The sequence below is a fragment of the Halomicrococcus gelatinilyticus genome, from assembly GCA_024227995.1.
GTDB lineage: Archaea > Halobacteriota > Halobacteria > Halobacteriales > Haladaptataceae > Halomicrococcus > Halomicrococcus gelatinilyticus.
On sequence record CP100465.1, the window covers coordinates 2,496,811 to 2,515,794 of the forward strand.

Genomic DNA, 18,984 nt, shown 5'->3' on the forward strand with positions numbered 1-18,984 from the left:
CCGCTACCGCCTATCGCACCGCCACAGCGACCGCACTCCGTCCGCACCGCAACCGCACCGCCTTCTCTTTCGACGCTCCCTACTCCTCCTTCGCGCCGGGGTTCGTCACCGCACCGTTGGCGGCCGACCCGAACGTCGTCCCGTACTTCGCTAGCACGCCCGACTCGTACGCCGGGTCGCCGGGTTCCCACCCGTCGAGGCGTTCGGCGAGTTCCTCGTCGGAGAGGTCGACCTCGAGGCGGCGCTCCGGGACGTCGACGGTCACCTCGTCGCCGTCTTCGAGGGCGGCGATGGGGCCGCCGGCGCGCGCCTCCGGCGCGACGTGACCGATCATCGGGCCGCGCGTCGCGCCGGAGAACCGGCCGTCGGTGATCAGCGCCACGTCGTCCTCGTGACCCTGGCCGACGACGGCCGCCGTGACGCCGAGCATCTCGCGCATACCGGGGCCGCCGCGCGGCCCCTCGTTGCGGATGACGATGACGTCGCCGCTCTCTACGTGTCCCTCCTGGACGTACTTCATCGCGTCCTCCTCGTTCTCGAACACCCGTGCGGGGCCGACGTGGTGGAAGGTGTCGTCGCCCGTGACCTTCAGCACCCCGCCGTCCGGCGCGAGGTTCCCCGTCAGCACCCGGATTGCGCCCTCCTCGCTGAACGGGTCCGAGACCGGCCGGAGGAAGTCGGCGTCGATGGCGTCGTCGTCCGGCAGGTCGAGGTGGTCGAGCTCCTCGGCGATGGTGCGGCCGGTGACGGTCAGCGCGTCGCCGTCGATCAGGTCGGCGTCGAGCAGTCGCCGGAGGACGACCGGGACGCCGCCCACGTCGTAGAGGTCCTTCATGACCTTCGTCCCGCCGGGCTGGAGGTTGGCGATCTTCGGCGTGCGCCGGGCGATCTCGTCGAACTCCTCGACGCCGAGGTCGATGCCGGCCTCGGCCGCGAGCGCGAGCAGGTGGAGGACGGCGTTGGTCGACCCGCCCATCGCGACCTGGAGCGCGATGGCGTTCTCGAACGACGCCTTCGAGAGGAGTTCGGACGGCCTGCGGTCCTCGGCGATGCAGTCGAGGACGAGTTCGCCCGCGCGCTCGGCGACCTCGTAGCGCTCGTCGAACTCCGCCGGCGCGCCGGCGGACCCCAGCGGCGCGAGGCCGAGCGCCTCGCTGATGGACGCCATCGTGTTCGCGGTGAACATCCCGCCACAGGAACCCGCACCCGGACAGGCGTTGCGTTCGAGGCCGTCGAGTTCCTCCTCGCTCATCTCGCCCTGGGCGTACGTGCCCACGCCCTCGAAGACGTCCTGGACGGTCACGTCGCGGCCCTCGTGGCTCCCGGGGAGGATGGACCCGCCGTAGAGGAAGACGGTCGGCAGGTCGGTCCGCACGGCTGCCATCATCATCCCGGGGAGGTTCTTGTCACAGCCGGCGACGGTGACGAGGCCGTCCATCCGCTCGCCGAACGCGACGAGTTCGACGCTGTCGGCGATGACCTCGCGCGAGATGAGCGACGCCTTCATCCCCTCGGTGCCCATCGAGATGGCGTCCGAGATGGTGATGGTCCCGAACTCGATCGGCATGCCGCCCGAGTCGTCGACGCCGTCGATGGCGGCCGCCGAGACGTCGTCGAGGTGCACGTTGCACGGCGTGATGTCCGCGGCCGGGTTGGCGACGCCGACCATCGGCGAGGAGAGGTCCGCGTCGTCGTACCCCATCGCCCGGAACATCGCCCGGTGTGGGGCGCGTTCGGGCCCTTCGGTGACCTCGCTGCTTCGCAGTGACTCGTCCTTCTGCGGCGGGTTTCCCATGACGACGTGTGTCGGTCCCACGAGCGGTTAAAACCTCCTGAAGTGACAGACGTTGCAGTCGCGCGTCGCCGGGGCTTCGCCGCGCCGGCTCGTCCGACTCCCGTCAGTCGTCCCGCTCGACGGTCCGCAGTATCCGCTCGGCGCGGTCGCGGGCGGCCGCGACGTGCTCGTCGGCGTCCGGGTCGCCGGTCCCGTCGACGTGCGACAGCAGTTCCCGGACCTGTTCGACCCGTTTCGCGACGACCGACGCCGGCGGTTCGCCCGTCGCCACGTCGGCCGCCACCGCCTCGGCCTCGCCCAGCCACCGGTTCGCGTCGGTCGCGACCGGCCGCTCCGCCGTGGCCGCGAGGTGGTCGTGGAGGTCCGCGAGCCATTCGCTGATGCGCTCGTTCGTCATGGTCGCTACTCTGCCCCCCACGGTGATGAAACGTTCCGCCGTCGGCGCGGTGCCGGTCGGGGCAGGGGAGGATGGACCGCTAGCCGTCAGCCGCGGGCCCGCGCCGTCACCGTCACGCTCGGCCGGACGTCGTCGAGTGCGCCGACGGTGGGGCCGTTCACGACGGTGACCGTCTTCCCGTCCCGGACCACGTGGAACGCGTCGCCGAAGCCGCCGCGGTCGATGACCCAGGTGTTCGGCCCGACCTTCGTGGCGTTGCGCCCGGCGAGCAACTCGCGGTAGGCCCGCTGGAACTCGCGTGCGTCCTCGGCGGTGTCCCACGCCGTCCGCCAGACGTAGCCCCGTCTCTCGCCGTTCCTGACCGGCCAGAGCCGGTCGTTGGCCCAGCCGTCGGAGGGGACGCTGGTGTAGTTGAACTCGTCGAAGGACCCCTGGTCGGGCGACTCGAAGCGACGCCAGGGGATGACCCGGTTGTCGTCCGCGCGTCCCTGGTACCAGAACATGGTGTAGATGCCCGCCTCGCCGACCGTCTGTGAGCCGTTCACGCCCTGCTTGCCGAACAGCTTCCAGCCGTTCGCCGGTAACGCGCCGATCCGGAGCGTCGGTGGCGGGTCGACCGTCCGCTCCGATTCGATGATCTGTTCGGAGCTGACGGGCGGCTGCTGGTAGTCCAGCCGCGACCAGTTCCCGACGGACTCGTTGGTGGCGTCGACCTGCGCCGCGACGTACGCCGGTCCGTCGGAGTAGGGCTGGATGGACGCGACCTGCATCGCGAGGTTGTAGTCCGGCAGCGGGCCGCCGCTGTACGGCGCCCGCGGCGGCTCCGGACCGGGCGTGGTCACGCACTCCCACTCGTCTCCACAGCGCCGGGTGTACAGCTTCTCGACCAGCGTGGCCTCGCCCTCGACGAGCCCCTCCTGGCCGCGTCGCCCGTCCATCGTCTCCGCCCGCAACGACTCCGAGGTCAGGCCGACGTGCTGGTCCTGTAGCGCGTGGACGAGTTCGTGGACGAGCGTCGCGTTGTCGACCACGAGCGAGCCCTGCCGGTCGGTGACGGTGTAGATGCTGTCCGTCCCGGGAAGGTAGAAGCCGGCGACCCGCTTCGTCCGGATCTCGACCTGTTCGCGGACGGCGTCGGTCGTTTCGTCGACGGCGAACAGCGCCTCCCACACCTGATTCTCCCAGGCGCGCTGGGCGGGTCCGAACTGCCGCTGTGCCTGTACCCGGACCAGCCGCTGGTACTCCGCACGCGGTAGCGCCTCGACCGTCACGTTCCGTTTGAACTCCTTGTCGCGCAACTTCTCGACGCGCGCCATCGCGCGACCGACGTACGCCCGTCGTTCGGCGTCCGTCAGGCCGTCACGCTGGTCGACCGAGATGGACTCGTTGTACCAGTACCCGTTCTCCCACCCGATGACGTCGTTCTCCGGGTCCGCCAGGGAACCGGCCGACCCGTCGTCGGTTCCCCCCGCGCCGACGGCGGCGCCCGGCGCGACCGCCATCAGCGATATCGCCACGATAACGACCCCCACAGTTCGCATACAGGAGGCACGGACGCGCCGACCATAACGATTGGCCGTTCCGTGTCGGCTCCGCGTCGGTCGAATTTGGCGTGGGCAGGTCGGAGCACGGCCAGGCGGCCGGTCCGGGTCGGCGAACGGCCGCTGCCGGCGGAACGCCGCCGCTACCGCGCCCGGAACCGGAAGCCGTTCGCGTCGCCGGTGTCGTCGAAGACGCTCGCGACGCCGGCGCCGAACGCGTACGCCACCGCACTCGTGCCGCCGCGCAGGCGCTCGCGGAAGCCGCGCTCCGGTTCGAACTCCTCGACGGTGACCGTATCGCGGCCGAGTCGGTCGGCCAGCAGGTCCTCGACTTCCTCGCGGGTGGCGAGGCCGTCCACGAGACCGACCTCCTCGGCGTCGGGGCCGAGGTAGACGCGCGCCTCCGTCTCCCGGACGTCCTCGGCGTCGAGGCCGCGCCCCTCGGTCACCCGCTCGACGAACGTCTCGTAGTAGCCGTCGATGAGGCCCTGGAGGTACTCGCGCTCGTCTTCGGACATCTCCTTCAGCGAGACGCCGGCGTCCTTGTACTCGCCGGCCGCGAGGCGCTCGTAGGAGACCCCGAGCTTGTCGGCCAGGCCGGCGGCGTTCACCCGGGAGCCGATGACCCCGATGCTCCCCACGAGGCTCCCCTCGCGGGCGTACAGTTCGTCGCAGCCGCTGGCGATCCAGTAGCCGCCGCTGGCGCAGACGTCGGTCGCGTACGCGACCGTCGGCCCGTCGAAGCGCTCCGCGGCGAGGCGCACGTCGTCGCTGGGGACGACCTCCCCGCCCGGGGTGTTCAGCTTGAGCAACAGGGCTTCGGCACCGTCGTCCTCGTCCGCCCGCTCGATCTGGTCGACGATGGCGTCGGTCGGCGTGCCGGCCGGATTCGGGAACGTACCGCCGCCGTCGCGGCGGATCGGCCCCTCGACGGCGACCTCCGCGACGTCGTAGCCGGGGTAGATGCTGTCGGCGATGCGACCGGCGAACCGCAGGCCGGCGACGCCCGTCAGAAGCACCAGGACGACGCCGAGCAGGTCGGCGAGCGTCCCCGGCAGGACGACGAACAGTTCCCAGCCGACCGCGACGGCCACGAGCAGTCCGACCAGCGCGATCGCTCCGCGTACGAGTCGCGAACCGTTCTCGGCCATGCTACGTCCTCACCATGGGCTATCCGTGGTGTGGACCGGCGTTAAAACTTCGGCAGACAGAACAGCGACGTTACAGGAGCCCCGTCTTCTGGAGCTTCATCAGGTCCTCGGTGTCGAGGGTCTCGCCTTCCTTGAACTGCTGGTAGATCTCCTCGGCCTCCTCCTTGGCCTTCTCGCGCTCCTTCTCCTTCTCGGACTTGCGCTCTTCCTCCTCCTGCTTGTCGAGTTCGCGCAGTCGCTTCTGGACGCGCACGAAGTCCTCGTGGTGCTGGTCGGCCGACTCCTGGGCCTCGACGAACTTCTCGTGCATCTCGTCGGCCTCGTCGCGGATGTCGTCGGCCTCGCGATAGGCCTCGATCATCTGGTTGTGGTGCTTCTGGGCCTTGTCGGCGAGCTCCGTCACCTTCTCGTGGTGGCGGCTGGCCTCGGCGCGGACCTCCTCGGCTTCCTCGACGAGGTCCTCGAGCTCGTCACTCTGGTCGAGTTTCTCCTTGCGCTGCTGGTACTCCTCGCGTTTTCCCTCGATCTTCTCGATGAGCTCGCGCTCCTCCTCGGTCGAGAGGACCTCCGTCTGCTGCTTGAACTCCAGGTCCTCGATCTCGCTCTCGAGCTCCTCGAGGTCCTTGCCCTCGTCGAGTTCGAGGTCGGACTTCATCTCCTCGACGCGGTCGAACAGCTCGTTGGCCTCGGCGTTGAGCTCGTTGCGCTGTTCCTTGTGTTCCTGGACCTTCTCGTTGAGCTCGTCGCGCTTCTCGCGGTGCTCCTGGGCTTCGTCGACCTTCTCGCGCGTCTTGGCGTTGAGGTCGTCGCGCTTGGAGGCGCGCTTGCTCGCCTTCTGGTTCAGTTCGTTACGTCGGTCGCGGAGCTGTCCCGCGAGCTTGATGAGCTCGCCCTTCGACTTGTTCTGAAGTTCATCTTCCGTTACACTTACCATGCTTAATTAAACCTCGGTGCCTTCCGCCCCGGCAAACGGGTGGCGTCGCCACTCCGATGTCGTCGTACCAACCGTCGGTTACAATATTCCCATGTCATCGGTTGACGCGCTGTGCTGCCGTGACCGCCGGAGGCGTTCAGGTGATAGTTCATAATCGGCATAGCTATTTAAAGTTTGTCCATCGGATACTGTGGAAACGGTTGTCACGGGCCTCAGAACCAGTGGAAACGCTTCGCACGGACTCCGGGGGCTATATAAAAGTCTCGCGCCGTCGCGGCGACGGGTCGTCCCCGTGGGGCGGTTGGCCGACCACTTTCACTTTCACTCCGGGGACGGCGCGGTTTGACGGTGTCGGAGGACCAACGGGGAGCTATGAGAGAACTGCTCCGCTGTACGTGCGAGGCAGCCGGTTGCGACCGCGACCTGGGGGAGGACCAGTTGATGCTCACGATGGAGACCGACGGCGGGGTGCGACGCGCCTACGAGTGCGACTGCGGCGCGGTGACGGTGACCGTCTCGCGGTGACCGGGAAGTGAACGCCTGAAGTACCCCCGGGCGCAAGCCCGTGGCATGCAGGAGACGATCCGTGCCGGCGGTCACGACAACGTCACCGCCGCGCACGCGAGCACGTTCGAGGTCACGACCGACGACTTCCTGACGCCGGCCGGCGACTGCATCCTCGGCATCGAGGCCGACCGCGCGCCCGCCGACTTCGACCCCGCGTTCGTCGAGGCCTGCCGGGACGCCGACGCGACCATCACCGCCACGTTCGAGGCCGGCGGTCACGCCGCGACCGTCACCGGCCGCGGCCACCCCGACCTCTCCTTCGAGAGCGACCGCAGCGCCGTCGGCCGCACCAGCGACTACGTCGACGAGCGGACGGTCCTGGTCGGTGCCGAGTTCGCCGCCGAGGGGTTCGACCGCGACCTCGTGGCCGCACTCGCGGACGGGGCGGACCTGACGGTGACGCTGAGCGTCGAGTAGCGGCCGAACTTTTTTAATCGCGTACGTGTCTACGAATCTATATGGATGGTCGGGCAATCGCCCTCGCCGTCCTCCTCTACGCCCTCGTCGAACCCCTCGCACTCCTCGCCCACGAACTTGCCCACGCCGCAGCGGTGCTCGCGTTCACCGACGGCGACGCGGCGGTCGTCGTCGGGAGCGACGACGGGTGGCGGTGGCAGCGAGGACGGCTCTCGGTCACCGTCGACCCGACGACGACCGCCGCGCTCTGGTACGGCGTCTTTCGATGCGAGACGTTCCCCGACAGGACGTGGCAGGCGGTCGCGGTCCCCCTCGCCGGTCCCGCGGCGACGCTGGTCGTCTTCCTCGGCGTGACCGCCCTCATCACCGTCGCGTCGGGGGCCGTCCAGTTCGCGCTCTACGGGCTGTTCTGGGCCGAACTGTCGCGCCTGATCGCGACTCTCGTCCCGATCCAGTACCCGTCGTGGTGGGGGCAGTACGCCGGGAAGCCGAGTGACGGTCGCCGTGCGATGGCCGCGCTGACCGCCGCTGGCGACCCCTCGACCTGACGTCGGAACGTAGTTGAGAATCGCGCACCTACGCCGGCGCATGAGCGACGACGAACCGGACGTCAACATCAGCGGCGGCAGCGCGGGCGGCGGGACGGCGGCCGAGTTCGCCGCCGGGGCGGCCGACACGCGCGCCGAAGCGGTCGTCGACCGCCTCGGAGAACTGTACTGGCAGAAGACCTACGGCGGCCAGGACGCCTTCGAGTGTCTCGTCCGCACCGTCCTGAGCCAGAACACCAGCGACGTGGCGAGCCAGCCCGCCCACGACGCACTGATGGAACGGTACGCCGACCGCGATGACGCGGACGGTCTCGCGGACGCGCTGGCCCACGCCGACCACGGCGAACTCGCGGACACCATCCGGTCGGCCGGCCTCTACAACCAGAAGGCGACGGTCCTCATCGACGCCGCCGAGCGCGTGCTAGCGGAGCACGGGAGCGCCGACGCCTTCGACGAGTACGTCCGCGAGCGGGAACCGGCGACGGTGCGAGACGAACTCCTCGACCTGGACGGCGTCGGTCCCAAGACCGCCGACTGCGTCCTCCTCTTCGCCGGCGGCCGCGGCGGCGTCTTTCCCGTCGACACCCACGTCCACCGCATCTACCGCCGCCTCGGCGTCGCGCCGCCCGACGCCGACCACGAGGCCGTCCGCGCCGTCCTGGAGCGTGACGTCCCCGCCGCGAAGTGCGGCTTCGGCCACACCGCCAGCATCCAGTTCGGCCGCGAGTACTGCTCCGCGCGCAAGCCCGCGTGCCTGGACGGCCCGGAAGCGTGCCCGATGGCCGACCTGTGCGAGCAGGTGGGCGTCGACCCCGGATCCGGAAGGGTCGTCGACCCCGCAGACGCCGCGTCGGACGGGCGCTAGAGCCGATGTAGGCGGCTGCCGGGCCGGTGGAGGACCGTATCGGCTGGTCAGCAACGGGCGTCACGCATACTTCCTTCGGTCGCCTACTGGTAGCGACTCATGAGTGTCATCCTGGAGTTCACCGTCGACGACGACCAGTTCACGCTCGGGGACGTCCTGTCGGGACCGCCGCAGATGCGGATCGAACTCGAACGGATCGTTCCGACCGGCGACGCGGCGATGCCGTTCCTGTGGGTCACCGGAGACGACCACGAGGCGTTCGAGGAGAAGATGCTCGCGTCCGAGCACGTCGAGGACATCGTCGCGATCGACAGGGTCGATCAGAGCGCCCTGTACCGCGTCGCGTGGCTCGGAGACCACGACGGCATCATCCAGGGCATCACCGAGACGGGGGGAACGGTACTGGAGGCCTACACCGACGACGGCTGGGAGTACCGCATCCGGTTCAACGACCACGACAGGCTCTCGCAGTTCTACAACCACTGCACGGACCACGACATCGACATCCACATCGTCCGGACCTACACGCTGACCGAACGGACCGAGAGCGTCCGCCAGTTCGACCTCTCCAACGAACAGCGCGAGGCGCTCGTCCTCGGCCTGCGGTCGGGCTACTTCGACACGCCGAGCCAGGTGAGTCTGGAAGAACTCGCCGACGAACTCGACATCTCCCAGCAGGCGATGTCGAACCGGATCCGACGGGGGACGAAGCAGGTCCTCGCGGAATCGCTCCTCTCGTCGGCCGCGACCTTCGATTGAAGCAGGCTCCATTTAGTGAGGTTGTCCGAACAACGGAGTTCGATAACTGTGGTGGACAACTACGGGCAAACACGACGATGTCGAGTGACCCTCACGAGAGCCAGTTCGAAACAGCGGCGGTGGACCTGTTGCTGTCAGCGCTCTCCAGCGAGTGCAGTCGATGCGTGGTGAACTACTTCAGTGAATCGTCCGGCGACGTCGCCTCGGTCGACGAACTCGCCGAGTACGTCGCCGACCGGCGGATCGAGAGCGACCGCTACGACGTGGACCGTATCGCGACTCGACTTCACCACGCGAGCCTCCCGAAGCTCGCGGACGCGGGCGTCGTCGAGTACGACCCCCAGGCCACGACCGTCAGGTACCGCCCCCGCCTCGCAGTGGCGCAGGAGCTGCTCGGACGACTCCCCGGGCAGGACGAGGCGGCGTGATGGCCATGCTGATGTGCCTGAGCTGTGGGCACTTCGTGCCCGCAGTACGGGACGAGGAGAGACTACTGCCGATGAAGGATAGCTGCCCGGAGTGTACAGGGTCCGAGTTCAAGAACTCCACACCAACGAGTCGTCGACGATGGCGAGGAGTGATCCGGTGACGGAACCACCATCGGTGACTGACGGACGATGGCCGACGGACGACGACCGACGGTCCTCGAACGGGGCGACCGGAGCTACTCCTGGCCGGTCTCGACACGCACGAGGCCGTCCGCGGACACGGTTATCTCGTGGGTCCTGTAGGCGAAGACCACCTTCCCCGCCGTTCTCCCGGCGGTCGAGGTGGCGGAGAAGAGCTGGTCCAGGGCGTCGGGGTTGACGACGTCGTACAGCGGTGGAGTGAGGTCCTCGGTGTCGACTCCTTCTGCTTCGGCAACTGCCTCGATAACGGCCTGACTTACGCTACGTTTCTCGACAGTGGTCCTCACCGATTCCATGAAACTCCTATATTCGCCCCTCCTTCTTGAACGTGTCGGGGAATCTGGAACATGCAGCGGCGTTCGATGTCGGCGCCGACCCGCTCGCCGACGTCCGCGGTCGTGAGCGGGACGTTCGTCGCCGGCGTGCTCGCGACGGCCCTCGTCGACGCCACCGTCCGACGTGGCGCGCGAACGAGCTCTGTGGCGTGACGACGAGTCGGGGCTACTCCTCGCGGTCGAAGCGTTCGGCGGCGGACTCGAACGCGGCCTCGGCCTGCTCCTTGCTCCGTCGCCCTTCCGCCTCCGCGAGCGCCTCCGGGTCGGGGTTCACGTCGTCGTCGATGCGCGCCCACGAGTCGTGAATCTTCGCGTGACACCACCGGCAGAGGTACACCGTTATCTCGTGGGAGAGTTCCGCGTCCTCGTCCGACCGGAGTTCGCCGCTGTAGGAGAGGTGGTGCTCCTCGAGGAGCGGTCGCTCGTCGGAGTGGGCCATCCGGCGCTCCTCCAGGCCGCAGCGGACGCACTCGCGGTCGCGGTTCCGACAGCGGTAGTGGCGGCAGTCGGCCCAGTCAGCGTCCTCGGCGACCGGACACCGGTACTCGTCCTCGCGGCGTTCGCGTGCGAACTCGGGGTCGTGCTCGGCGTACTCGAAGGCGTACCGGCACCTGCCCTCGTCGGTGAGGTGGTCGCAGAGCCCGGCGTACTCGTAGGGGTCGTCGACGCCGACGGAGGTGCCCGACGGGGTCTTCTCCATGCCCGAGTGCTCCGTGCGCCATCGCACAAAAGTTTTCCCTCCCCCGTGAGGAGGAGCGAACGTGCGCGTCGAACACGAATCCGGCGGCGGGTCGCGGACGCTCGCGACCACCGTCGAGACGGCGGACTCGTTCCTCTCGCGAGCGCGCGGGCTGATGTTCCGGCGCTCGGTACCGGACGACTACGCGCTGGCGTTCCGGTTCGACGACGCCGGCGTCCGGGACGTCCACATGGTGTTCGTGCCGTTCCCGCTCGACGCCGTGTGGGCGGTCGACGGCGAGGTGACTCGCGTCGAGCGCCTGTCGGCGTGGACGGGACTGGCGAAGGCGCGGGCCGACGCACTGTTCGAGCTGCCGGCGGGGAGCGCCGACGACGTCGCGGTCGGGGATACCGTCCGGCTGGTCGGCTAGCTCGACTCGACGTCGGCCAGCGGATCGAAGCTGTCCACCGGCGTCACCGAGTAGTCGATCGTGAGCGTGTTCTGGGTCGCGCGGATCTTCCCGACGAACGTCGAGATCTCCTCCAGCGACCCCTCGAGGACGAACAGCTCCATGCAGTTGTGGTCGCCGACGTGGTTGTGGAAGTTCGACGCCACCAGCCCCTCGTGCTCGTGGCGCAGGTTCATCATCTTCTCCTCGACGTTCGTCGTCTCGTAGTCGAACAGGACGGTGACGACGCCCATCAGTTTGCGCCCTTCGAGTCGCCTGTCCTCGAACTCGCCGAGCAGGTTCCGCGCTGCCTCCCTGACGACCTCGCTGCGGCCGGTGTAGCCGTGGTCCTCGGAGAACTCGTCGATCCGTTCGAGCAACTCGTCTGGCATCGAGACGCTGACGACCGTCATGTATTAACAGAAGGCGATTGAGTTATTAGAATCTTATTATCAGCCGGGTGTCGAACCCGGTCGCGGCATCACCGCCCTATGCGAACTCGATGCGTTCGGCGTCCGGGTCGACGGTGACCTCGCCGCCCAGCGGAACGGGGGCGACCGGCGCGGTGTGGCCGAAGTCGAGGTCGAAGACGATCGGCGCGTCGGGGTTGTACTCGCCGACGACCTCGGTGATGGTGTCGCGCTGGCGCTGGCGGTACGCTTCCCGCTCCTCGGGGTCGTTGTCGACCGCCATCGACCGCGCCTTCGCTCGGCCGACGAGGACGGCGTCGAACCGCTCCAGCAGGCCGCGCTCGCCCATCCCCATCAGCGCAAAGCGCACGTCCATCGCGGAGGGTACCTCCTCGGACGTCTCCAGCAGGAGGACGCCGCCGTCGAGGGCGTCGGGGTCGGGCAGGTGGCGGCCGACGGAGAGTTGCAGGTCGAGGATGCTGACGCAGCCACCCCAGGTGCGGCCAGTGACGGTCTCGTCGCCGCCGCGCCACGTCCACCCCGGGTTCGGCTCCATCTCGCGGTGCTCGTCCAGCGTGTCGGGGTCGGCCCAGTCGAGGTCGTCGTCGGTGAACCGCTCTGCGGGTCGGAGTTCGCCCAGCGATTCCTCGAACATGGCGCGTTCGAGGTACTCGACGGTGTAGTCGTGCATCGACCCCTGCATGGCGAACTCGGTGAAGAGGGTGCCGCCGTAGAAGGAGACGACGCCCTGTTTGTAGAGTTCGTTCGCGAGATTCGTGTTGTCGCTGATCCCGTAGAACCGCGTCGGATTCTCCCGGAGGACGTCCGCGTCGAGGTGATCGAGGATGCGCACCTGGTCGAATCCGCCGAGGGTGGTGACGACGCCGCGAATCTCCGGGTCCGCGAACGCGTCCATCACGTCCTGCGCGCGGGCCTCGGGGTGGTCGTACAGCCACTCGGCGCTCTTCCGTGCGGTCGGGAACTCGACCGGTTCGAGGCCGAACTCCCGGACCCGATCCAGGCCGAGTTCGTACACGTGCGGGTACTCGTCTGCCCGGTTGGAGCCGGGGGAGACGATGGCTACCCTGTCGCCTTCTTCGAGGCTCGGCGGAACGACGAACTCGCTCATGTGACCGGTATCGTCCAGTCGCCCGAAGAAACTTTCCGTCCGACAGAACGGTTCGTGCACGGCCTCCCGTCCGAACCGTGCCGGTCTAACGACCCGTTAACGCTCGCGTGCGCGGAGAAGAGCTTCTCTACCGCCGCGTTAACCGTGCCATAACAAAGACCCGTTCCGCCGACGCGGCTGGTATGTCGAACAGTTCGGTGGGGGATCTCTGGACCGGGGAGAGGCGGGCGTCGCTCGCGCCGACCCGCGTCCAGTTGCTGGCCGTACTCGTCGCGGGGAAGACCCTCGACGCCGTCAGCACCGTCGTCGTGCTCAATCTCCGCGACGACGTCTACGAGTCGGTGTGGCTCACGAGGGAACTGATGCAGGCGTTCGGGCGGATTCCGGGGTCGTTCGTCACGCTCGTCATGGCCGTGGTGGGCGTCGCGGTGCTCGCCGAGAGCGGCCTCGCCATCGAGCGGGCCTTCCCCGACGGGTGGACGCCGGAGGGGTATCCGACGGCGTTCCGGACGACGACGTACCTCGCCGCCAGCGCCTGGTACGCGTACCTCGGCGTCCACAACTTCTCGCACCTGCTGTAGAAGGGGTGGTTCGTCTCGCGCGGTCTCGCCACACGGACCGCAGTATCAGGGGCTCGGCGTCTGGACGTGCGACAGGTAGGACGCCAGGTCCGTCGTCGTGATCATGCCGATGACGCCCTCGGTGTCGTCGACGACCGGCATGTGGTGGAACCCGTGTTCCAGCATCTCGTCCGCGACGTCGCGGATGTCCGCCTGCGCCGTCGTCGTGATCACGTCGGTCGTCATGTAGCGGGCGACCGTCGTCTCGGCCTTCGGCTTGCTCTCGCAGACGATGGAGACGAAGTCCGTACTCGTCAGGATGCCCTCGAGTTCGTTGTCCTCGTCGACGACGACGAGCGACCCGATCTCGTTCTCCAGCATCGTCTCCGCCGCGTCCTCGACGAGCGTGTCGGGGGTGACGGTGTGGAGGCTAGACGACATGATCCGCGCCACAGTGATGTCCATGAGCATTGGTAACGCCGCAACGGCATAAGAATTGTCGTGGTGGCGATAGCTCGACGAGCGCACGCGGCGCTCCGTCCCGTCGTGCGGTTCGCGTCGGTCGCCGCCACGGGACGCAGCGACCGCTCGCGGACGCGTGGGAGTCGAAGAAGCGCCGAGGAGGAGATTTGAACTCCTGTGTCCTGACGGACAGTTGCTCTCGAAGCAACCGCCTTGGCCGGGCTAGGCTACCTCGGCTCACCACAATATACCGCGGTCTGCATTTTATGAGTTTCGATTCGCGGAACTGAAACCCTGCTGACCACCAAATTAACATCACTGGCCGTCGCCGAATATTTCATGGACGTTACAGACGCGAGCGAACGGTCCGATTCGGTCCTCGACGCGGTCGGCACCGCCGTCATCGCCGACCGCGAGTTCCTCGAGACGGTCCTCCTCGGCATCATGGCGCAGGGACACGTCCTGCTGGAGGACGTCCCCGGCACCGGCAAGACCCTCACTGCGCGGAGCTTCGCCGCCGCGCTCGGCCTCTCGTTCAGTCGCGTGCAGTTCACGCCCGACCTCCTCCCCGCGGACGTGACCGGAACCCACGTGTTCAACGAGCAGGACCGCGAGTTCGAGTTCAGCGAGGGCCCCATCTTCGCCAACGTCGTCCTCGCCGACGAGATCAACCGCGCACCGCCGAAGACCCAGGCCGCCCTCCTGGAGGCGATGGAGGAGCGGCAAGTCACCGTCGACGGCGACACCCACCCGCTGCCCGAACCGTTCTTCGTCATCGCCACGCAGAATCCCGTCGAGCAGGAGGGGACCTTCCCGCTGCCGGAGGCGCAGGTCGACCGCTTCGCCGTCAAGACGAGCCTCGGATACCCCGCGGAGGACGGCGAGGTCGAACTGCTGCGCCGCCGCGCCGACCGCCACAGCCAGAGCCCCTCCGCCGACGAGGTCCTCGACGCCGAGTCGGTCCGGGAACTCCAGGACGTCCCCGAGACGGTCCGCGTCGAGGAGGACCTCCTCTCGTACATGGTCGCCGTCGCCCGCGAGACGCGCGAGGACCGCCGCGTCGAGGTCGGCGTCTCGCCCCGGGGCACCCAGCGCCTCTTCGAGGCCGCCCGGACCCGCGCCGCGATGGTCGGCCGCGAGTACGTCACCCCCGACGACGTCAAGCGCGTCGCCTACCCCGTGCTCTCCCACCGCGTCGTCCTCACGCCGGACGCGAAGGTGAACAACGTGAACAAAGACGAGGTCGTCGAGACGGTGCTGGACAGCGTCCCCGTTCCCACCGTCGAGTGACGGACCTGCGGACCGGTTGACGGACCTGCGGACCGGTTCTTACCGTACTTACGCACGCGCGATGAGCCATATCCACCCGTCGGCGTCCTCCGGCGACCCGTCTCCGTCCACCGACCCGACGGTGAACCCCGCTTTCTCGACCAGCCCCCGAAGCTCTGCCGGCCGGTAGAGCGTGAACTGCCGCTCGTCGCCGTCGTACGTGCCACCCCTCCGCTCGCCCTCGCCGCGCTTGACCGAGAGGGCGAGGACGCCGCCAGGCCGCAGCGTCCGGTGGAACGCCGCGAGCGCGTCCGGGGCGTCCTCGCGCGGGACGTGCAGGAAGGAGGCGCAGGCCCACAGGCCGTCGAGGGCGTCGTCGCCGATTCCGGGGCTGCGCATGTCCATCCGCGCGAACGCGGCGGTCGGGGCCTCCTCGCGCGCCGCCCGGAGGAAGGCGGGCGTGAGGTCGACGCCGAGGACGTCGTGACCGCGCTCGGCGAACGTCGCCGACTCCCAGCCCGGGCCGCAGCCGACGTCCGCGACCCACCCCGGTTCGTGGTCGGTCGCGTCCGCCACCTCGTCGAGGAACCGTTCGACGAGGTCGGCGACCGGCGAGCGGTCGTCGTGGCGCTCGCGGTACTCGTCGGCCACCGACTGGTAGGTGGCGATGGTGTCGTCGTCCGTCACGTTCCCGACTCTCTCGCGGGGGTTCATTACGTTTTGCGACGGGAAAGGCGGTCAGTTCCGCAGCGCCGAGGTCAGCGCGACGGCGGCGACGAGCAGGAAGACGAGCGCGGTCATCGGCTGGTTGCCGGTGCCGGCGAGGTAGATGCCGTAGCCGACGCCGGCGGCCGCAACCGCGACGATGGTGCTCGCGGCGGCGTGGGCCAACTCCAGCCGTTCGGTGTGGGCCTCGCGGCCGAGTTGCTCGCCGACGTTGATGGCCTGCTCGCCGAAGTCCCACATCAGCACCGTGGCGACGGTTCCGGGCAGCAGTAGCTCCGGCGGGGCGGCGTTCAGGCCGCCGAAGAGGACGCCCACCAGGGCGACGAAGCTACCGACGGTGACCAGCCGCCGCGACCCGAGGGCGACGCCGCCACCGACGAGAAGGACGCCCGCGACGGCAGCGAGGCCGCCGTTCGTGCTCGCGAGCGCGGTGGCACCGACGGCGACCGACCCCGCGACGACGGCGAGCAACTGGCTCGTGCGGGCGGGCGACCGGTCGACGCCCTCCGCCGTCGTCACGAGCGCCACCTCCGGTCGGCGTGGGTCAGGGCGACGCCGAGGTGGTCGTCGGTGTCCCAGTCGACGGCCCTGACGCCGCCGGCGCGGAGCGACCGCAGGTGGCGGACGCGCTCGGCCCTCGCGAGGCGGGTGCCGGGCGTGTCGTCGACGGTCGGGTCGGGACTGACGACGGTGACGGCGTGCCCCGCGGCGTCGAGGCGGCGCGCGACCTCGGGCGCGTAGCCGTCGCAGAGCGGCGAGAAGAACACCACCTGCGCGTTCGCCGGCAGCCGCCGGCGGAGCCACCGCATCGTCACCGTCGAGTAGAACGGGTCCTCGGGCGGCGTGCGCGACAGCGACTCGTGGTGGGCGAGGAACTCGCGCGCCTGCGCCCGGTGCTGGTTGCCCGCGCCCGGCGCGAGCCAGCCGTTCTCGGGCGCGAGGGTGGCGACGCCGACGCGGTCGCCGCTGTCAAGCAGCGCCGCGAACGTCTTGCCGGCCGCCCGGACCGAGTGCTCGACGGCGCTCGGCTCGTCGGGCGAGGCGGCGACGTACGCCTGCTCGCGGGCGTCGACCAGGAGGACGACCGTCGCGACCCGCTCCTGGCGGAACTGGACGGTCGTCAGTTCGCCGGTCTTCGCGCGGCGGTTCCAGTCGATGCGACTCATCGGGTCGCCGGGTCGGTACTCGCGGGTGGCGTAGAACTCCACGCCGGCACCGCCCTCGCCGGTCGTCACCCGGCCCGTGTGCCGGGTGGTCTGCTCGCGCAGCGGCACCTCCTCCGCGGTGGCCGACAGCTCCGGCGTGCACGCGAGGGTCGTGTCGTTCTTCACGTCGAACTCGCGTTCGACGGCGCCGCTGAAGTCGCGCGCGACGACCGTCGCCGGGTCGAAGCGGTGTTCGCCGCGGACCGCCTCGACGGTGTAGGCGAACGCGGCCTCCTTGCCCGGCCGGAGCGCGGTGCCGAGGCGCGCCGAACCGTCGGTCACCCTTAGCCCCTCGGGGACGCCGTCGACGACCCGAAGGTCCGGCAGCGTCGCGTCGCCGTCGTTCGTGACCGTCACTTCGACGCGTACCTCGTCGCCGGGGGCGGGGTCGGCGTCGTCGACCGATCGCGACACCGACACGGCGGTCGACGGCGGCGTTCCGCTGCGGGCGTACGCGGCGAACGCGACGCCGACGACGCCGACGAGGAGGGTGACCGGGCTGCCGGCGACGACGCCCACCCCGCCGGCCAGCAGCGCCACCGCGCTGACGCCCGTCCAGCGCTTCGTCTCCCGTACCGTCATCGTTCCCCCTCCACGTAGCGCACGACGGCGTCGGCCGTCCGCCGGGCGCGTCGCTCGAACCGCGTCTCACCGCCGAGCGACTGGCGAAGCCACGCGCTCCACGACCGACGGGGCGGGTTCGGTCCGCCGACGAAGGCGGCCGCGTAGGGGTCGTCCGTCCACTCGCCCGTCTCCAGTCGGGCCTCGGCCTCCTCCGGCGAACACCCCTCCTGCTGGACGATGGCGTCGGCGACGGCCGATTCGAGCTCGTTCTGGAGCTGCTTTCGCGACCTGAACCGTTCCTCCCGACTGCCGACCCGCACGCTCCGGAGTCGCTCGTCGAACCCCTCGCCGGGCGTCGGTGCCGGGACGGCGGTCTCGGGGTCGTCCGTCTCGGCCTGGTCGACGTCGCTCCTGCGGCGCTCCTGGACGACACGGAGTCCCTGTACCGCCGCCAGCAGTCCGACCAGCTTGACGAACGTGTAGTTCGTGTCCACCAGCCCGGCGAGTTCTGGTGCGAACAGCGTCGCGAGCCCGCCGGCGACGGCCAGCAGGCCGAGGAGCGTGAGCAGCGGGCGGTCGGTGCCGAGCCGGTCGCTCACGTTCGGTCACCCGCGCCGTCCGTGGTCGTGTCGTCCGCGTACTCGCGTTCGATGCGCCGTAGCGCGCTCACGGCGCGCTCCTCGCGCTCGCCCGTCGGTGCCTCGCCGCCGTAGCGCACCTCCTCGAAGAGGTTCGTCAGTTCGTCCACGTCGTCGCGGGCCATCCCCGCCGACACGGCCGCCGTGGCGAACTCCCCGGGCGTGCTCGACTGCGGTGCGGACACGTCCAGGTTCTCGGTCATCTCGCGCCACGCGCGGTAGACCTCGTTCCCGACCGAGGCGTCGTCCTCGATGCGGTCCGCGGCGTCGCCGGCCGCCCGTCCGACCGCGGCCACGTCGGCGTCGTCGTCGACCGCCTTCCCGGGCGGTTCGTCCAGTTCGTTCCCGCTGGACGAGCGCACGAGCAGGACGACCGCGCCGACCAGGGCGACGCCGAGCACCAGCAGGAGGACGGCCGAGGGCGACAGTGACGTCGCCGTGCCGTCACCGGGCGAGGCACCGCCACCATCGGGCATCGTCATGTTGGGGGTCTCGCCGGGGAGGATGCCTCTGTCGCGCGGTTCCGGGTCGCGGCACGACGTCAGCAGCGCGTACACGAGGAACGCCGGGATGCCGACCGGGCCGACGACGGCGATGGCACCCAGCAGCCCCTTGCGCCAGTACGCGATGCCGACGAGGACCGCGAACCCGGCCAGTATCGCCAGGACGGTCGACGTCGAGGTCAGTATCGGATAGCACGGGAAGTCGAGCGACCCCATCTGGCCGCCCGAACCGCCGAAGCCGGTCTCCGACCCGTCCGACGAGCCGACGCCGGAGCCGTCGTTCCCCCAGCCCAGCCCACCTCCCCCGGAACTCTCGCTCGCGACGGCCGAGTTCAGGGTCGCGGCCGCGAGCGCGATCGCCAGGACACAGAGGAGGGCTAAGGCGATGGGACGAGCGTTGTCCAGATCCACGCTACTGACTAGCGTGATAGTTAACTTAGGCTTTCTGTCTGA

The 18,984-nt window shown here is 69.3% G+C and carries 24 protein-coding genes and 1 tRNA gene; 9 read left to right on the plus strand and 16 right to left on the minus strand.

Annotated features, from left to right (window positions below; genetic code table 11):
* Positions 1-79: 79 nt before the first annotated feature.
* The 5 genes from ilvD to NKT36_RS13245 form a co-directional block, all read right to left on the minus strand.
* Entirely contained in the window at positions 80-1,795 is a 1,716-nt protein-coding gene (gene ilvD / locus NKT36_RS13225) for a dihydroxy-acid dehydratase (RefSeq protein ID WP_327051522.1), read from the minus strand.
* A gap of 103 nt (positions 1,796-1,898) precedes the next feature.
* Positions 1,899-2,192 carry a hypothetical protein gene (locus NKT36_RS13230; RefSeq protein ID WP_327051523.1) on the minus strand — a complete coding sequence of 98 codons (294 nt, stop codon included), beginning with the start codon at positions 2,190-2,192 and terminating at the stop codon, positions 1,899-1,901.
* 86 nt (positions 2,193-2,278) lie between these two features.
* Positions 2,279-3,733 carry an Hvo_1808 family surface protein gene (locus NKT36_RS13235; protein ID WP_327051524.1) on the minus strand — a complete coding sequence of 485 codons (1,455 nt, stop codon included), beginning with the start codon at positions 3,731-3,733 and terminating at the stop codon, positions 2,279-2,281.
* A gap of 143 nt (positions 3,734-3,876) precedes the next feature.
* On the minus strand, positions 3,877-4,884 hold the full coding sequence (sppA, locus tag NKT36_RS13240; RefSeq protein WP_327051525.1) for a signal peptide peptidase SppA: 1,008 nt from the start codon (positions 4,882-4,884) through the stop codon (positions 3,877-3,879).
* Between the two features lie 70 nt (positions 4,885-4,954).
* Positions 4,955-5,818: a coiled-coil protein gene (locus NKT36_RS13245; RefSeq protein ID WP_327051526.1), complete on the minus strand. Its 864-nt coding sequence runs from the start codon at positions 5,816-5,818 to the stop codon at positions 4,955-4,957.
* Positions 5,819-6,190: 372 nt separating this feature from the next.
* On the opposite strand from NKT36_RS13245, the gene NKT36_RS13250 reads away from it, so the two are divergent.
* The 6 genes from NKT36_RS13250 (at position 6,191) to NKT36_RS13275 (ending at position 9,402) form a co-directional block, all read left to right on the plus strand.
* Complete coding sequence (locus NKT36_RS13250) at positions 6,191-6,343, plus strand: hypothetical protein (RefSeq protein ID WP_327051527.1); 153 nt, start codon at positions 6,191-6,193, stop codon at positions 6,341-6,343.
* A 45-nt stretch (positions 6,344-6,388) separates the two neighbouring features.
* A complete protein-coding gene (locus NKT36_RS13255; protein ID WP_327051528.1) occupies positions 6,389-6,802 on the plus strand; it encodes a DUF371 domain-containing protein in 414 nt (137 codons plus the stop codon).
* 41 nt (positions 6,803-6,843) lie between these two features.
* Positions 6,844-7,350 carry a hypothetical protein gene (locus tag NKT36_RS13260; RefSeq protein ID WP_327051529.1) on the plus strand — a complete coding sequence of 169 codons (507 nt, stop codon included), beginning with the start codon at positions 6,844-6,846 and terminating at the stop codon, positions 7,348-7,350.
* A 40-nt stretch (positions 7,351-7,390) separates the two neighbouring features.
* Entirely contained in the window at positions 7,391-8,215 is an 825-nt protein-coding gene (locus tag NKT36_RS13265; protein WP_327051530.1) for an endonuclease III domain-containing protein, read from the plus strand.
* Between the two features lie 99 nt (positions 8,216-8,314).
* Positions 8,315-8,974 carry a helix-turn-helix domain-containing protein gene (locus NKT36_RS13270; RefSeq protein ID WP_327051531.1) on the plus strand — a complete coding sequence of 220 codons (660 nt, stop codon included), beginning with the start codon at positions 8,315-8,317 and terminating at the stop codon, positions 8,972-8,974.
* Positions 8,975-9,051: 77 nt separating this feature from the next.
* Positions 9,052-9,402: a DUF7344 domain-containing protein gene (locus tag NKT36_RS13275; RefSeq protein WP_327051532.1), complete on the plus strand. Its 351-nt coding sequence runs from the start codon at positions 9,052-9,054 to the stop codon at positions 9,400-9,402.
* Between the two features lie 236 nt (positions 9,403-9,638).
* Here the strand turns inward: NKT36_RS13275 and NKT36_RS13280 are convergent, their stop codons facing one another.
* On the minus strand, positions 9,639-9,899 hold the full coding sequence (locus tag NKT36_RS13280) for a HalOD1 output domain-containing protein (RefSeq protein WP_327051533.1): 261 nt from the start codon (positions 9,897-9,899) through the stop codon (positions 9,639-9,641).
* A gap of 205 nt (positions 9,900-10,104) precedes the next feature.
* The gene (locus tag NKT36_RS13285; RefSeq protein ID WP_327051534.1) at positions 10,105-10,638 is read right to left on the minus strand and encodes a DUF7097 family protein; all 534 of its coding nucleotides are present in this window, start codon (positions 10,636-10,638) and stop codon (positions 10,105-10,107) included.
* Positions 10,639-10,699: 61 nt separating this feature from the next.
* Here NKT36_RS13285 and NKT36_RS13290 point away from each other — a divergent pair, with 61 nt between their 5' ends.
* The gene (locus NKT36_RS13290) at positions 10,700-11,047 is read left to right on the plus strand and encodes a DUF192 domain-containing protein (RefSeq protein WP_327051535.1); all 348 of its coding nucleotides are present in this window, start codon (positions 10,700-10,702) and stop codon (positions 11,045-11,047) included.
* On the opposite strand, the gene nikR is transcribed toward NKT36_RS13290, so the two are convergent.
* Both nikR and NKT36_RS13300 read right to left on the minus strand, forming a co-directional pair.
* The gene (gene nikR, locus NKT36_RS13295) at positions 11,044-11,478 is read right to left on the minus strand and encodes a nickel-responsive transcriptional regulator NikR (protein ID WP_327051536.1); all 435 of its coding nucleotides are present in this window, start codon (positions 11,476-11,478) and stop codon (positions 11,044-11,046) included. The two genes, NKT36_RS13290 and nikR, sit on opposite strands and share 4 nt — an antisense overlap.
* Positions 11,479-11,554: 76 nt before the next feature.
* Complete coding sequence (locus tag NKT36_RS13300; RefSeq protein WP_327051537.1) at positions 11,555-12,604, minus strand: S66 family peptidase; 1,050 nt, start codon at positions 12,602-12,604, stop codon at positions 11,555-11,557.
* Between the two features lie 182 nt (positions 12,605-12,786).
* On the opposite strand from NKT36_RS13300, the gene NKT36_RS13305 reads away from it, so the two are divergent.
* On the plus strand, positions 12,787-13,185 hold the full coding sequence (locus NKT36_RS13305; protein WP_327051538.1) for a hypothetical protein: 399 nt from the start codon (positions 12,787-12,789) through the stop codon (positions 13,183-13,185).
* Between the two features lie 45 nt (positions 13,186-13,230).
* Here NKT36_RS13305 and NKT36_RS13310 read toward each other — a convergent pair whose 3' ends face one another.
* Both NKT36_RS13310 and NKT36_RS13315 read right to left on the minus strand, forming a co-directional pair.
* Entirely contained in the window at positions 13,231-13,629 is a 399-nt protein-coding gene (locus NKT36_RS13310; protein ID WP_407652179.1) for a CBS domain-containing protein, read from the minus strand.
* A 149-nt stretch (positions 13,630-13,778) separates the two neighbouring features.
* Positions 13,779-13,863 (minus strand) — tRNA-Ser (locus tag NKT36_RS13315).
* Positions 13,864-13,965: 102 nt separating this feature from the next.
* On the opposite strand from NKT36_RS13315, the gene NKT36_RS13320 reads away from it, so the two are divergent.
* Positions 13,966-14,916 (plus strand): AAA family ATPase, encoded by a 951-nt coding sequence (locus NKT36_RS13320; RefSeq protein ID WP_327051540.1) that lies wholly within the window; start codon positions 13,966-13,968, stop codon positions 14,914-14,916.
* Between the two features lie 48 nt (positions 14,917-14,964).
* Here NKT36_RS13320 and NKT36_RS13325 read toward each other — a convergent pair whose 3' ends face one another.
* From NKT36_RS13325 to NKT36_RS13345, 5 genes are read right to left on the minus strand one after another with little or no spacing between them, the layout of a single operon-like run.
* Positions 14,965-15,582, minus strand: coding sequence for a class I SAM-dependent DNA methyltransferase (locus NKT36_RS13325; RefSeq protein ID WP_327051541.1), 618 nt, complete (start codon positions 15,580-15,582; stop codon positions 14,965-14,967).
* A gap of 51 nt (positions 15,583-15,633) precedes the next feature.
* Positions 15,634-16,140, minus strand: a complete 507-nt coding sequence (locus NKT36_RS13330; RefSeq protein WP_327051542.1) for a DUF7519 family protein — start codon at positions 16,138-16,140, stop codon at positions 15,634-15,636.
* The gene (locus NKT36_RS13335) at positions 16,137-17,408 is read right to left on the minus strand and encodes a DUF58 domain-containing protein (RefSeq protein WP_327051543.1); all 1,272 of its coding nucleotides are present in this window, start codon (positions 17,406-17,408) and stop codon (positions 16,137-16,139) included. The genes NKT36_RS13330 and NKT36_RS13335 overlap by 4 nt, the downstream gene beginning before the upstream one ends.
* Positions 17,405-17,989, minus strand: coding sequence for a DUF7269 family protein (locus NKT36_RS13340; protein ID WP_327051544.1), 585 nt, complete (start codon positions 17,987-17,989; stop codon positions 17,405-17,407). Before NKT36_RS13340 ends, NKT36_RS13335 begins: the two co-directional genes overlap by 4 nt.
* A complete protein-coding gene (locus NKT36_RS13345; RefSeq protein ID WP_327051545.1) occupies positions 17,986-18,942 on the minus strand; it encodes a DUF4129 domain-containing protein in 957 nt (318 codons plus the stop codon). The genes NKT36_RS13340 and NKT36_RS13345 overlap by 4 nt, the downstream gene beginning before the upstream one ends.
* Between the last annotated feature and the right edge of the window lie 42 nt (positions 18,943-18,984).

Bases quoted from the DNA above. Each gene is read 5' to 3' on its own strand.
- ilvD (WP_327051522.1), bottom strand. From the start codon at position 1,795: ATGGGAAACCCGCCGCAGAAGGACGAGTCACTGCGAAGCAGCGAGGTC.
- NKT36_RS13275 (WP_327051532.1), top strand. From the start codon at position 9,052: ATGTCGAGTGACCCTCACGAGAGCCAGTTCGAAACAGCGGCGGTGGAC.
- NKT36_RS13285 (WP_327051534.1), bottom strand. From the start codon at position 10,638: ATGGAGAAGACCCCGTCGGGCACCTCCGTCGGCGTCGACGACCCCTAC.
- nikR (WP_327051536.1), bottom strand. From the start codon at position 11,478: ATGACGGTCGTCAGCGTCTCGATGCCAGACGAGTTGCTCGAACGGATC.
- NKT36_RS13230 (WP_327051523.1), bottom strand. From the start codon at position 2,192: ATGACGAACGAGCGCATCAGCGAATGGCTCGCGGACCTCCACGACCAC.
- NKT36_RS13235 (WP_327051524.1), bottom strand. From the start codon at position 3,733: ATGCGAACTGTGGGGGTCGTTATCGTGGCGATATCGCTGATGGCGGTC.
- NKT36_RS13335 (WP_327051543.1), bottom strand. From the start codon at position 17,408: ATGACGGTACGGGAGACGAAGCGCTGGACGGGCGTCAGCGCGGTGGCG.
- sppA (WP_327051525.1), bottom strand. From the start codon at position 4,884: ATGGCCGAGAACGGTTCGCGACTCGTACGCGGAGCGATCGCGCTGGTC.
- NKT36_RS13280 (WP_327051533.1), bottom strand. From the start codon at position 9,899: ATGGAATCGGTGAGGACCACTGTCGAGAAACGTAGCGTAAGTCAGGCC.
- NKT36_RS13305 (WP_327051538.1), top strand. From the start codon at position 12,787: ATGTCGAACAGTTCGGTGGGGGATCTCTGGACCGGGGAGAGGCGGGCG.
- NKT36_RS13265 (WP_327051530.1), top strand. From the start codon at position 7,391: ATGAGCGACGACGAACCGGACGTCAACATCAGCGGCGGCAGCGCGGGC.
- NKT36_RS13310 (WP_407652179.1), bottom strand. From the start codon at position 13,629: ATGGACATCACTGTGGCGCGGATCATGTCGTCTAGCCTCCACACCGTC.
- NKT36_RS13300 (WP_327051537.1), bottom strand. From the start codon at position 12,604: ATGAGCGAGTTCGTCGTTCCGCCGAGCCTCGAAGAAGGCGACAGGGTA.
- NKT36_RS13320 (WP_327051540.1), top strand. From the start codon at position 13,966: ATGGACGTTACAGACGCGAGCGAACGGTCCGATTCGGTCCTCGACGCG.
- NKT36_RS13245 (WP_327051526.1), bottom strand. From the start codon at position 5,818: ATGGTAAGTGTAACGGAAGATGAACTTCAGAACAAGTCGAAGGGCGAG.
- NKT36_RS13270 (WP_327051531.1), top strand. From the start codon at position 8,315: ATGAGTGTCATCCTGGAGTTCACCGTCGACGACGACCAGTTCACGCTC.
- NKT36_RS13255 (WP_327051528.1), top strand. From the start codon at position 6,389: ATGCAGGAGACGATCCGTGCCGGCGGTCACGACAACGTCACCGCCGCG.
- NKT36_RS13250 (WP_327051527.1), top strand. From the start codon at position 6,191: ATGAGAGAACTGCTCCGCTGTACGTGCGAGGCAGCCGGTTGCGACCGC.
- NKT36_RS13260 (WP_327051529.1), top strand. From the start codon at position 6,844: ATGGATGGTCGGGCAATCGCCCTCGCCGTCCTCCTCTACGCCCTCGTC.